This is a genomic window from Aliivibrio fischeri ATCC 7744 = JCM 18803 = DSM 507 (assembly GCF_023983475.1).
In the GTDB taxonomy this organism is placed as follows: Bacteria; Pseudomonadota; Gammaproteobacteria; order Enterobacterales; family Vibrionaceae; genus Aliivibrio; species Aliivibrio fischeri.
Genome location: NZ_CP092712.1, coordinates 2,772,058 through 2,785,511 on the forward strand (window position 1 = coordinate 2,772,058; position 13,454 = coordinate 2,785,511).

Sequence of the window (13,454 nt, forward strand, 5' to 3'; positions counted from 1 at the left end):
CCCCTTATATTGATTATTTAATGATTGGTTATGAATTTGAAACCTCAAGAAAGTAAAGAACAGCTATCTAAGCTCCCAATGTTGTCTCAAAATCCTGAGAATATTAAGATTCTTCACACCGCTGCAGATTTTCGGTATGAACTTCTTAAACAAATAGAAAATGCACAACAACGCATTTATATAGTTGCACTTTACTTAGAAAATGATGATGCTGGTAGAGAAATCTTTACCGCTCTGTATGAAGCTAAACAGAAAAATCCGACACTAGACATTAATGTTCTTGTTGATTGGCATCGAGCTCAAAGAGGACTTATCGGTGCTGAAAAGAGTGATGGTAACGCAGCGTTATATCGAGAATTTTCTGAAAAATATGAGCATTCAATAAATGTCCTTGGTGTTCCAGTAAGAAATAAAGAAGTTTTCGGCGTTTTGCATCTAAAAGGTTTTATCTTTGACGACACCGTTGTTTATAGCGGCGCTAGCTTAAATGATGTATACCTTGCCCATAAAGATAAATACCGTTTCGACAGATACCACGTTTTAAATAATGCTCTTCTTGCTAATTCAATGGTTTCATTTATTAAGAAAACATTGATTGCTAGTCCTGCTGTAAATTGTTTATCACAACAAAATAGACCTGATACAAAATCCCTTAAGCCAGAAATTAAAGAGTTAAGAAAGCAGCTCGGTTTAGCAAACTACCAATTTACGTCTCAGACAAGAAAAGAAGGTGAAGTTGGTATAACACCTCTTGTTGGCTTAGGAAGAAAAGGGAATAAATTAAATAATTATATTCGCACTCTTTTAGCATCAGCCACATCTGAAATTACAATCTGTACTCCTTACTTCAACTTCCCTAAACCTATTGCAAAAGAACTTAAAAAAGCACTACGACGAGGAGTGAAAGTAACAATTATTGTCGGTGACAAAACTGCTAATGATTTCTACATTTCACCTGAAGAAGAATTTAAGACTATTGCAGGGTTACCATACCTATATGAGATAAATCTAAGAAACTTTGCTAAAGCTAATGAGACTTACATTGCTAGCAGACAATTATCTCTTAACTTATGGAAACATGAGAACAACAGTTTTCATCTAAAAGGTATGTGGGTAGATAAAGAATATACACTAATTACAGGTAGTAATCTAAACCCAAGAGCATGGAAACTAGATCTTGAGAATGGACTATTATTGCAGGATCCTGAACAGTTACTTGTAGATACGAAGCAGGCTGAACTAGATGTAATCTTAGAACATACACAATTAATTGGTTCATATAAACAAGTAGATAAGCTTGATAGTTATCCTGTTGAAGTAAAAAAATTAATCAAAAGAATTAAGCGAATTAAAGCAGATCATATACTGAATCAAATTCTATAATTAAGTTATGGGTGTGCATTAATACGGTGCATACCCATTTTGATATTTAAGCTGTACACCCCCCCCCGCCTCTATTCATCTAAAATTACACGTCCTAGAGTCTCCATCATTTAATTATCTCAATATAAGTAGCTATATTTATATGCTTTTTATCAAGTTTAAGAGCAACACATCCCCCAGCAGCCGTTAAGCTCTCCAATAAAAAGCCTAACCAACTGAACTACCATTTCGCTCTGCTTATCTCATTCCGTTTTCTACAGATGCAAAAAAGCCCTAATCTTTCGATTAGAGCTTCTTCAAATAAGTGACTACGTTAACGGGACTTTCTATCAACCTTGAAAGCAACACGTCCCCCGGAGTGATAGACCGCTAAGCTCTCCAATAAAAAGCCTAACCAACTGAGCTACCACTTCGCTCTGCTTATCTCATTCATTTTTTTACAGACGTAAAAAAGCCCTAATCTTTCGATTAGGGCTTTTTCAAATAAGTGGCGGAGTGGACGGGACTCGAACCCGCGACCCCCGGCGTGACAGGCCGGTATTCTAACCAACTGAACTACCACTCCGCAGTGGACTACTTGTCGTCGATGACAAGTGTTCATAACACTTTTGTCTTCACTTTTTAAAAAAGTGAAAATAAATTGGAAGCCTGGCGATGTCCTACTCTCACATGGGGAAACCCCACACTACCATCGGCGCTATTACGTTTCACTTCTGAGTTCGGCATGGGATCAGGTGGGTCCATAATGCTATGGTCGCCAAGCAAATTCTTTAATTTGGAAAGCTTATTGTGTTCTTAATCACATTCAATTTGTTTCTTGCAACTTCAAATCCGTTCAAAACCCCTTGGGTGTTGTATGGTTAAGCCTCACGGGCAATTAGTATCAGTTAGCTCAATGCCTCGCAGCACTTACACACCTGACCTATCTACGTCGTAGTCTCCAACAACCCTTTAGGATACTTAAAGTATCAGGGATGACTCATCTCAGGGCTCGCTTCACGCTTAGATGCTTTCAGCGTTTATCGATTCCGAACTTAGCTACCGGGCAATGCCACTGGCGTGACAACCCGAACACCAGAGGTTCGTCCACTCCGGTCCTCTCGTACTAGGAGCAGCCCCCTTCAATCATCCAACGCCCACGGCAGATAGGGACCGAACTGTCTCACGACGTTCTAAACCCAGCTCGCGTACCACTTTAAATGGCGAACAGCCATACCCTTGGGACCGACTTCAGCCCCAGGATGTGATGAGCCGACATCGAGGTGCCAAACACCGCCGTCGATATGAACTCTTGGGCGGTATCAGCCTGTTATCCCCGGAGTACCTTTTATCCGTTGAGCGATGGCCCTTCCATTCAGAACCACCGGATCACTATGACCTGCTTTCGCACCTGCTCGAATTGTCATTCTCGCAGTCAAGCGGGCTTATGCCATTGCACTAACCTCACGATGTCCAACCGTGATTAGCCCACCTTCGTGCTCCTCCGTTACTCTTTGGGAGGAGACCGCCCCAGTCAAACTACCCACCAGGCACTGTCCGCAACCCCGATAAGGGGCCAACGTTAGAACATCAAGCATACAAGGGTGGTATTTCAAGATTGCCTCCACAAATACTGGCGTACTTGCTTCAAAGGCTCCCACCTATCCTACACATGTAGGGTCAATGTTCAGTGCCAAGCTGTAGTAAAGGTTCACGGGGTCTTTCCGTCTAGCCGCGGGTACACTGCATCTTCACAGCGATTTCAATTTCACTGAGTCTCGGGTGGAGACAGCGTGGCCATCATTACGCCATTCGTGCAGGTCGGAACTTACCCGACAAGGAATTTCGCTACCTTAGGACCGTTATAGTTACGGCCGCCGTTTACTTGGGCTTCGATCAAGAGCTTCGACCGAAGTCTAACCCCATCAATTAACCTTCAAGCACCGGGCAGGCGTCACACCGTATACGTCATCTTACGATTTAGCACAGTGCTATGTTTTTAATAAACAGTTGCAGCCACCTGGTATCTGCGACTCCCGGCAGCTTAGAGAGCAAGTCTCATCACCGCTAGGAGCGTACCTTCTCCCGAAGTTACGGTACCATTTTGCCTAGTTCCTTCACCCGAGTTCTCTCAAGCGCCTTAGTATTCTCTACTCGACCACCTGTGTCGGTTTGGGGTACGATTCCTTACAATCTGAAGCTTAGAGGCTTTTCCTGGAAGCATGGCATCAATGGCTTCACTACCGTAGTAGCTCGACATCGTATCTCAGCCTAGTGTATTCCCGGATTTGCCTAAGAATACAGCCTACATACTTGAACTTGGACGACCGTCGCCAAGCCCACCTAGCCTTCTCCGTCCCCCCATCGCAATTGTAAGAAGTACGGGAATATTAACCCGTTTCCCATCGACTACGCCTTTCGGCCTCGCCTTAGGGGTCGACTTACCCTGCCCCGATTAACGTTGGACAGGAACCCTTGGTCTTCCGGCGAGCGGGTTTTTCACCCGCTTTATCGTTACTCATGTCAGCATTCGCACTTCTGATACGTCCAGCACGCTTTACAACGCACCTTCAACCGCTTACAGAACGCTCCCCTACCCAATACAGTAAACTGTATTGCCGCAGCTTCGGTGTATAGTTTAGCCCCGTTACATCTTCCGCGCAGGCCGACTCGACCAGTGAGCTATTACGCTTTCTTTAAATGATGGCTGCTTCTAAGCCAACATCCTGGCTGTCTGAGCCTTCCCACATCGTTTCCCACTTAACTATAACTTTGGGACCTTAGCTGGCGGTCTGGGTTGTTTCCCTCTCCACGACGGACGTTAGCACCCGCCGTGTGTCTCCCGGATAGTACTTACTGGTATTCGGAGTTTGCAAAGGGTTGGTAAGTCGGGATGACCCCCTAGCCTTAACAGTGCTCTACCCCCAGTAGTATTCGTCCGAGGCTCTACCTAAATAGATTTCGGGGAGAACCAGCTATCTCCAGGTTTGATTGGCCTTTCACCCCTAGCCACAAGTCATCCGCTAATTTTTCAACATTAGTCGGTTCGGTCCTCCAATTGATGTTACTCAATCTTCAACCTGCCCATGGCTAGATCACCTGGTTTCGGGTCTATATCCAGAGACTGAACGCCCAGTTAAGACTCGGTTTCCCTACGGCTCCCCTAAACGGTTAACCTTGCCACTGAATATAAGTCGCTGACCCATTATACAAAAGGTACGCAGTCACACCACGAGGGTGCTCCTACTGCTTGTACGTACACGGTTTCAGGTTCTATTTCACTCCCCTCACAGGGGTTCTTTTCGCCTTTCCCTCACGGTACTGGTTCACTATCGGTCAGTCAGTAGTATTTAGCCTTGGAGGATGGTCCCCCCATATTCAGACAGGATATCACGTGTCCCGCCTTACTCGTTTTCACTGATGATGAGATGTCGGTTACGGGGCTATCACCCTGTATCGCGGCACTTTCCAGAGCCTTCACCTGTCTCATTAAAAGCTTAAGGGCTAACCCAATTTCGCTCGCCGCTACTTTCGGGATCTCGGTTGATTTCTCTTCCTCGGGGTACTTAGATGTTTCAGTTCTCCCGGTTCGCCTCACTACACTATGTATTCATGTAGTGATACGTGCTTATGCACGTGGGTTTCCCCATTCAGAAATCCCAGACTCAAGTGGTTTTTACTACCTAATCTGGGCTTATCGCAAGTTAATACGTCTTTCATCGCCTCTGACTGCCAAGGCATCCACCGTGTACGCTTAGTCACTTAACCATACAACCCCAAGAGGTTTCGTATGGCATAAACAACCAAGGTTGAACTCGTCATTGCGAGTTCTGGTTTTTCGCCGGATTCAAAATACAAGAACACTTGAATGTGTTGTTCTTCGTTTTACAAAGTAAAACAAAGGATATTAAGAACTTTTAAATTTTGATTTAGATAACTCGTAAGTTATTTAAATCAGTCAGCTTTCCAAATTGTTAAAGAGCAATGTTTCTTTCGAAACCATTTTTAAAGACTCTCATCGGCTTTTTGCTTCAAAGAACGCTTAAAGATGGTGGGCGATACCGGGCTCGAACCAGTGACCCCCTCCTTGTAAGGGAGGTGCTCTCCCAACTGAGCTAATCGCCCACGAAAGTTTTAATTCTTTCGTGAGAAAGAATGGTGGAGCTATGCGGGATCGAACCGCAGACCTCCTGCGTGCAAGGCAGGCGCTCTCCCAGCTGAGCTATAGCCCCAAATTTTATTTCCTTGGGAGGAAATGGTGGGTCGTGCAGGATTCGAACCTGCGACCAATTGATTAAAAGTCAACTGCTCTACCAACTGAGCTAACGACCCAATGGTATCCCGTAGGGGAGTCGAACCCCTGTTACCGCCGTGAAAGGGCGGTGTCCTAGGCCTCTAGACGAACGGGACACTGGATATTTGAAGATGTTGGGCATCTTCATTGCTTCTTTACGTTTTTAACCTAATCAATCTGTGTGAACACTCATAAACCGTAATCTATCGTTTAAGGAGGTGATCCAGCCCCAGGTTCCCCTAGGGCTACCTTGTTACGACTTCACCCCAGTCATGAACCACAAAGTGGTGAGCGTCCTCCCGAAGGTTAAACTACCCACTTCTTTTGCAGCCCACTCCCATGGTGTGACGGGCGGTGTGTACAAGGCCCGGGAACGTATTCACCGTAGCATTCTGATCTACGATTACTAGCGATTCCGACTTCATGGAGTCGAGTTGCAGACTCCAATCCGGACTACGACGCACTTTTTGGGATTCGCTCACTATCGCTAGCTTGCAGCCCTCTGTATGCGCCATTGTAGCACGTGTGTAGCCCTACTCGTAAGGGCCATGATGACTTGACGTCGTCCCCACCTTCCTCCGGTTTATCACCGGCAGTCTCCCTGGAGTTCCCACCATTACGTGCTGGCAAACAAGGATAAGGGTTGCGCTCGTTGCGGGACTTAACCCAACATTTCACAACACGAGCTGACGACAGCCATGCAGCACCTGTCTCAGAGTTCCCGAAGGCACTAAGCTATCTCTAGCGAATTCTCTGGATGTCAAGAGTAGGTAAGGTTCTTCGCGTTGCATCGAATTAAACCACATGCTCCACCGCTTGTGCGGGCCCCCGTCAATTCATTTGAGTTTTAATCTTGCGACCGTACTCCCCAGGCGGTCTACTTAACGCGTTAGCTCCGAAAGCCACTCCTCAAGGGAACAACCTCCAAGTAGACATCGTTTACGGCGTGGACTACCAGGGTATCTAATCCTGTTTGCTCCCCACGCTTTCGCATCTGAGTGTCAGTGTCTGTCCAGGGGGCCGCCTTCGCCACTGGTATTCCTTCAGATCTCTACGCATTTCACCGCTACACCTGAAATTCTACCCCCCTCTACAGCACTCTAGTTCACCAGTTTCAAATGCGGTTCCGAGGTTGAGCCCCGGGCTTTCACATCTGACTTAATGAACCACCTGCATGCGCTTTACGCCCAGTAATTCCGATTAACGCTCGCACCCTCCGTATTACCGCGGCTGCTGGCACGGAGTTAGCCGGTGCTTCTTCTGTAGGTAACGTCAAATGCTGCAGCTATTAACTACAACACCTTCCTCCCTACTGAAAGTACTTTACAACCCGAAGGCCTTCTTCATACACGCGGCATGGCTGCATCAGGCTTTCGCCCATTGTGCAATATTCCCCACTGCTGCCTCCCGTAGGAGTCTGGACCGTGTCTCAGTTCCAGTGTGGCTGATCATCCTCTCAGACCAGCTAGAGATCGTCGCCTTGGTGAGCTCTTACCTCACCAACTAGCTAATCTCACCTGGGCTAATCTTAGCGCGAGAGGCCCGAAGGTCCCCCTCTTTGGTCCGAAGACATTATGCGGTATTAGCTATCGTTTCCAATAGTTATCCCCCACACTAAGGCATATTCCCAGGCATTACTCACCCGTCCGCCGCTCGACGCCCTTAACGTTCCCCGAAGGTTCAGTTAAGTCGTTTCCGCTCGACTTGCATGTGTTAGGCCTGCCGCCAGCGTTCAATCTGAGCCATGATCAAACTCTTCAATTAAAGTTTTTTGGTTTGTTTCAGCAGAAACAAAACCGACTCAATGATTAATACTGATTGTTACATAAAAGTAATTTTGTGTAGTCACTCAGTTCATTGATAATTTGTTGATTATCAATTCACAAGTGCCCACACAGATTGATTTGGTTAAATTGTTAAAGAGCTTGTCTTTCAACCACTTAGCGTTTCCGCTTCGTCGTTTCAGGCTGCGTATAATACGCTGTCTGATTTGAAAGTCAAGATAATATTTTCAACTTTTTCAATTATTTTTGAATCGTTAAAAACGTTATGTTGACTTGGCTCACAGTGACAGTCTGGGAGCGAAATAAAAGCCCGTTCAACTGAACGGGCTCTCATTCAAATTCAAGCCTGGCGATGTCCTACTCTCACATGGGGAAACCCCACACTACCATCGGCGCTATTACGTTTCACTTCTGAGTTCGGCATGGGATCAGGTGGGTCCATAATGCTATGGTCGCCAAGCAAATTCTTTAATTTGGAAAGCTTATTGTGTTCTTAATCACATTCAATTTGTTTCTTGCAACTTCAAATCCGTTCAAAACCCCTTGGGTGTTGTATGGTTAAGCCTCACGGGCAATTAGTATCAGTTAGCTCAATGCCTCGCAGCACTTACACACCTGACCTATCTACGTCGTAGTCTCCAACAACCCTTTAGGATACTTAAAGTATCAGGGATGACTCATCTCAGGGCTCGCTTCACGCTTAGATGCTTTCAGCGTTTATCGATTCCGAACTTAGCTACCGGGCAATGCCACTGGCGTGACAACCCGAACACCAGAGGTTCGTCCACTCCGGTCCTCTCGTACTAGGAGCAGCCCCCTTCAATCATCCAACGCCCACGGCAGATAGGGACCGAACTGTCTCACGACGTTCTAAACCCAGCTCGCGTACCACTTTAAATGGCGAACAGCCATACCCTTGGGACCGACTTCAGCCCCAGGATGTGATGAGCCGACATCGAGGTGCCAAACACCGCCGTCGATATGAACTCTTGGGCGGTATCAGCCTGTTATCCCCGGAGTACCTTTTATCCGTTGAGCGATGGCCCTTCCATTCAGAACCACCGGATCACTATGACCTGCTTTCGCACCTGCTCGAATTGTCATTCTCGCAGTCAAGCGGGCTTATGCCATTGCACTAACCTCACGATGTCCAACCGTGATTAGCCCACCTTCGTGCTCCTCCGTTACTCTTTGGGAGGAGACCGCCCCAGTCAAACTACCCACCAGGCACTGTCCGCAACCCCGATAAGGGGCCAACGTTAGAACATCAAGCATACAAGGGTGGTATTTCAAGATTGCCTCCACAAATACTGGCGTACTTGCTTCAAAGGCTCCCACCTATCCTACACATGTAGGGTCAATGTTCAGTGCCAAGCTGTAGTAAAGGTTCACGGGGTCTTTCCGTCTAGCCGCGGGTACACTGCATCTTCACAGCGATTTCAATTTCACTGAGTCTCGGGTGGAGACAGCGTGGCCATCATTACGCCATTCGTGCAGGTCGGAACTTACCCGACAAGGAATTTCGCTACCTTAGGACCGTTATAGTTACGGCCGCCGTTTACTTGGGCTTCGATCAAGAGCTTCGACCGAAGTCTAACCCCATCAATTAACCTTCAAGCACCGGGCAGGCGTCACACCGTATACGTCATCTTACGATTTAGCACAGTGCTATGTTTTTAATAAACAGTTGCAGCCACCTGGTATCTGCGACTCCCGGCAGCTTAGAGAGCAAGTCTCATCACCGCTAGGAGCGTACCTTCTCCCGAAGTTACGGTACCATTTTGCCTAGTTCCTTCACCCGAGTTCTCTCAAGCGCCTTAGTATTCTCTACTCGACCACCTGTGTCGGTTTGGGGTACGATTCCTTACAATCTGAAGCTTAGAGGCTTTTCCTGGAAGCATGGCATCAATGGCTTCACTACCGTAGTAGCTCGACATCGTATCTCAGCCTAGTGTATTCCCGGATTTGCCTAAGAATACAGCCTACATACTTGAACTTGGACGACCGTCGCCAAGCCCACCTAGCCTTCTCCGTCCCCCCATCGCAATTGTAAGAAGTACGGGAATATTAACCCGTTTCCCATCGACTACGCCTTTCGGCCTCGCCTTAGGGGTCGACTTACCCTGCCCCGATTAACGTTGGACAGGAACCCTTGGTCTTCCGGCGAGCGGGTTTTTCACCCGCTTTATCGTTACTCATGTCAGCATTCGCACTTCTGATACGTCCAGCACGCTTTACAACGCACCTTCAACCGCTTACAGAACGCTCCCCTACCCAATACAGTAAACTGTATTGCCGCAGCTTCGGTGTATAGTTTAGCCCCGTTACATCTTCCGCGCAGGCCGACTCGACCAGTGAGCTATTACGCTTTCTTTAAATGATGGCTGCTTCTAAGCCAACATCCTGGCTGTCTGAGCCTTCCCACATCGTTTCCCACTTAACTATAACTTTGGGACCTTAGCTGGCGGTCTGGGTTGTTTCCCTCTCCACGACGGACGTTAGCACCCGCCGTGTGTCTCCCGGATAGTACTTACTGGTATTCGGAGTTTGCAAAGGGTTGGTAAGTCGGGATGACCCCCTAGCCTTAACAGTGCTCTACCCCCAGTAGTATTCGTCCGAGGCTCTACCTAAATAGATTTCGGGGAGAACCAGCTATCTCCAGGTTTGATTGGCCTTTCACCCCTAGCCACAAGTCATCCGCTAATTTTTCAACATTAGTCGGTTCGGTCCTCCAATTGATGTTACTCAATCTTCAACCTGCCCATGGCTAGATCACCTGGTTTCGGGTCTATATCCAGAGACTGAACGCCCAGTTAAGACTCGGTTTCCCTACGGCTCCCCTAAACGGTTAACCTTGCCACTGAATATAAGTCGCTGACCCATTATACAAAAGGTACGCAGTCACACCACGAGGGTGCTCCTACTGCTTGTACGTACACGGTTTCAGGTTCTATTTCACTCCCCTCACAGGGGTTCTTTTCGCCTTTCCCTCACGGTACTGGTTCACTATCGGTCAGTCAGTAGTATTTAGCCTTGGAGGATGGTCCCCCCATATTCAGACAGGATATCACGTGTCCCGCCTTACTCGTTTTCACTGATGATGAGATGTCGGTTACGGGGCTATCACCCTGTATCGCGGCACTTTCCAGAGCCTTCACCTGTCTCATTAAAAGCTTAAGGGCTAACCCAATTTCGCTCGCCGCTACTTTCGGGATCTCGGTTGATTTCTCTTCCTCGGGGTACTTAGATGTTTCAGTTCTCCCGGTTCGCCTCACTACACTATGTATTCATGTAGTGATACGTGCTTATGCACGTGGGTTTCCCCATTCAGAAATCCCAGACTCAAATGGTTTTTACTACCTAATCTGGGCTTATCGCAAGTTAATACGTCTTTCATCGCCTCTGACTGCCAAGGCATCCACCGTGTACGCTTAGTCACTTAACCATACAACCCCAAGAGGTTTCGTATGGCATAAACAACCAAGGTTGAACTCGTCATTGCGAGTTCTGGTTTTTCGCCGGATTCAAAATACAAGAACACTTGAATGTGTTGTTCTTCGTTTTACAAAGTAAAACAAAGGATATTAAGAACTTTTAAATTTTGATTTGAATAACTCGTAAGTTATTTAAATCAGTCAGCTTTCCAAATTGTTAAAGAGCAATGTTTCTTTCGAAACCATTTTTAAAGACTCTCAAATGAGAATACTTAAAGATGGTGGAGCTATGCGGGATCGAACCGCAGACCTCCTGCGTGCAAGGCAGGCGCTCTCCCAGCTGAGCTATAACCCCAAATATAATGTTATCCAATACTTTCTGGAGAAGTATTGGTGGGTCTGAGTGGATTTGAACCACCGACCTCACCCTTATCAGGGGTGCGCTCTAACCAACTGAGCTACAGACCCAACATTAAGTCTCTTAATTTTTTAACCTAATCAATCTGTGTGAACACTCATAAATCGTAATCTATCGTTTAAGGAGGTGATCCAGCCCCAGGTTCCCCTAGGGCTACCTTGTTACGACTTCACCCCAGTCATGAACCACAAAGTGGTGAGCGTCCTCCCGAAGGTTAAACTACCCACTTCTTTTGCAGCCCACTCCCATGGTGTGACGGGCGGTGTGTACAAGGCCCGGGAACGTATTCACCGTAGCATTCTGATCTACGATTACTAGCGATTCCGACTTCATGGAGTCGAGTTGCAGACTCCAATCCGGACTACGACGCACTTTTTGGGATTCGCTCACTATCGCTAGCTTGCAGCCCTCTGTATGCGCCATTGTAGCACGTGTGTAGCCCTACTCGTAAGGGCCATGATGACTTGACGTCGTCCCCACCTTCCTCCGGTTTATCACCGGCAGTCTCCCTGGAGTTCCCACCATTACGTGCTGGCAAACAAGGATAAGGGTTGCGCTCGTTGCGGGACTTAACCCAACATTTCACAACACGAGCTGACGACAGCCATGCAGCACCTGTCTCAGAGTTCCCGAAGGCACTAAGCTATCTCTAGCGAATTCTCTGGATGTCAAGAGTAGGTAAGGTTCTTCGCGTTGCATCGAATTAAACCACATGCTCCACCGCTTGTGCGGGCCCCCGTCAATTCATTTGAGTTTTAATCTTGCGACCGTACTCCCCAGGCGGTCTACTTAACGCGTTAGCTCCGAAAGCCACTCCTCAAGGGAACAACCTCCAAGTAGACATCGTTTACGGCGTGGACTACCAGGGTATCTAATCCTGTTTGCTCCCCACGCTTTCGCATCTGAGTGTCAGTGTCTGTCCAGGGGGCCGCCTTCGCCACTGGTATTCCTTCAGATCTCTACGCATTTCACCGCTACACCTGAAATTCTACCCCCCTCTACAGCACTCTAGTTCACCAGTTTCAAATGCGGTTCCGAGGTTGAGCCCCGGGCTTTCACATCTGACTTAATGAACCACCTGCATGCGCTTTACGCCCAGTAATTCCGATTAACGCTCGCACCCTCCGTATTACCGCGGCTGCTGGCACGGAGTTAGCCGGTGCTTCTTCTGTAGGTAACGTCAAATGCTGCAGCTATTAACTACAACACCTTCCTCCCTACTGAAAGTACTTTACAACCCGAAGGCCTTCTTCATACACGCGGCATGGCTGCATCAGGCTTTCGCCCATTGTGCAATATTCCCCACTGCTGCCTCCCGTAGGAGTCTGGACCGTGTCTCAGTTCCAGTGTGGCTGATCATCCTCTCAGACCAGCTAGAGATCGTCGCCTTGGTGAGCTCTTACCTCACCAACTAGCTAATCTCACCTGGGCTAATCTTAGCGCGAGAGGCCCGAAGGTCCCCCTCTTTGGTCCGAAGACATTATGCGGTATTAGCTATCGTTTCCAATAGTTATCCCCCACACTAAGGCATATTCCCAGGCATTACTCACCCGTCCGCCGCTCGACGCCCTTAACGTTCCCCGAAGGTTCAGTTAAGTCGTTTCCGCTCGACTTGCATGTGTTAGGCCTGCCGCCAGCGTTCAATCTGAGCCATGATCAAACTCTTCAATTAAAGTTTTTTGGTTTGTTTCAGCAGAAACAAAACCGACTCAATGATTAATACTGATTGTTACATAAAAGTAATTTTGTGTAGTCACTCAGTTCATTGATAATTTGTTGATTATCAATTCACAAGTGCCCACACAGATTGATTTGGTTAAATTGTTAAAGAGCTTGTCTTTCAACCACTTAGCGTTTCCGCTTCGTCGTTTCAGGCTGCGTATAATACGCTGTCTGATTTGAAAGTCAAGATAATATTTTCAACTTTTTCAATTATTTTTGAATCGTTAAAAACGTTATGTTGACTTGGCTCACAGTGACAGTCTGGGAGCGAAATAAAAGCCCGTTCAACTGAACGGGCTCTCATTCAAATTCAAGCCTGGCGATGTCCTACTCTCACATGGGGAAACCCCACACTACCATCGGCGCTATTACGTTTCACTTCTGAGTTCGGCATGGGATCAGGTGGGTCCATAATGCTATGGTCGCCAAGCAAATTCTTT

The 13,454-nt window shown here is 47.2% G+C and carries 1 protein-coding gene, 7 tRNA genes and 7 rRNA genes; 1 reads left to right on the plus strand and 14 read right to left on the minus strand.

Annotation, left to right across the window (positions count from 1 at the left end):
• The first annotated feature begins 30 nt into the window (after window positions 1-30).
• A complete protein-coding gene (pssA, locus tag AVFI_RS12715; RefSeq protein ID WP_011262800.1) occupies window positions 31-1,383 on the plus strand; it encodes a CDP-diacylglycerol--serine O-phosphatidyltransferase in 1,353 nt (450 codons plus the stop codon).
• 488 nt (window positions 1,384-1,871) lie between these two features.
• Here the strand turns inward: pssA and AVFI_RS12720 are convergent.
• The 14 genes from AVFI_RS12720 to rrf (AVFI_RS12785) form a co-directional block, all read right to left on the minus strand.
• Window positions 1,872-1,948 (minus strand) — tRNA-Asp (locus AVFI_RS12720).
• An 81-nt stretch (window positions 1,949-2,029) separates the two neighbouring features.
• Window positions 2,030-2,145 (minus strand): 5S ribosomal RNA (rrf, locus tag AVFI_RS12725).
• 94 nt (window positions 2,146-2,239) lie between these two features.
• Window positions 2,240-5,130, minus strand: a 23S ribosomal RNA gene (locus tag AVFI_RS12730).
• Window positions 5,131-5,411: 281 nt separating this feature from the next.
• Window positions 5,412-5,487, minus strand: a tRNA-Val gene (locus AVFI_RS12735).
• A 31-nt stretch (window positions 5,488-5,518) separates the two neighbouring features.
• Window positions 5,519-5,594, minus strand: a tRNA-Ala gene (locus AVFI_RS12740).
• A 24-nt stretch (window positions 5,595-5,618) separates the two neighbouring features.
• A tRNA-Lys gene (locus tag AVFI_RS12745) sits at window positions 5,619-5,694 on the minus strand.
• Window positions 5,695-5,696: 2 nt separating this feature from the next.
• Window positions 5,697-5,772: transfer RNA gene (locus AVFI_RS12750), tRNA-Glu, on the minus strand.
• Window positions 5,773-5,867: 95 nt separating this feature from the next.
• A 16S ribosomal RNA gene (locus tag AVFI_RS12755) occupies window positions 5,868-7,420 on the minus strand.
• Between the two features lie 364 nt (window positions 7,421-7,784).
• Window positions 7,785-7,900 (minus strand): 5S ribosomal RNA (gene rrf / locus AVFI_RS12760).
• A 94-nt stretch (window positions 7,901-7,994) separates the two neighbouring features.
• Window positions 7,995-10,885: ribosomal RNA gene (locus tag AVFI_RS12765) — 23S ribosomal RNA — on the minus strand.
• 268 nt (window positions 10,886-11,153) lie between these two features.
• Window positions 11,154-11,229: transfer RNA gene (locus AVFI_RS12770), tRNA-Ala, on the minus strand.
• A 36-nt stretch (window positions 11,230-11,265) separates the two neighbouring features.
• Window positions 11,266-11,342: transfer RNA gene (locus AVFI_RS12775), tRNA-Ile, on the minus strand.
• A gap of 69 nt (window positions 11,343-11,411) precedes the next feature.
• Window positions 11,412-12,964, minus strand: a 16S ribosomal RNA gene (locus AVFI_RS12780).
• Between the two features lie 364 nt (window positions 12,965-13,328).
• Window positions 13,329-13,444, minus strand: a 5S ribosomal RNA gene (gene rrf / locus AVFI_RS12785).
• Together the 16S, 23S and 5S rRNA genes with 7 tRNA genes alongside form the textbook arrangement of a ribosomal RNA operon.
• Between the last annotated feature and the right edge of the window lie 10 nt (window positions 13,445-13,454).

What these genes read in the sequence shown, in the direction of transcription:
- pssA (WP_011262800.1), top strand. Translation starts at nt 31, where the DNA reads ATGAATTTGAAACCTCAAGAAAGTAAAGAACAGCTATCTAAGCTCCCA.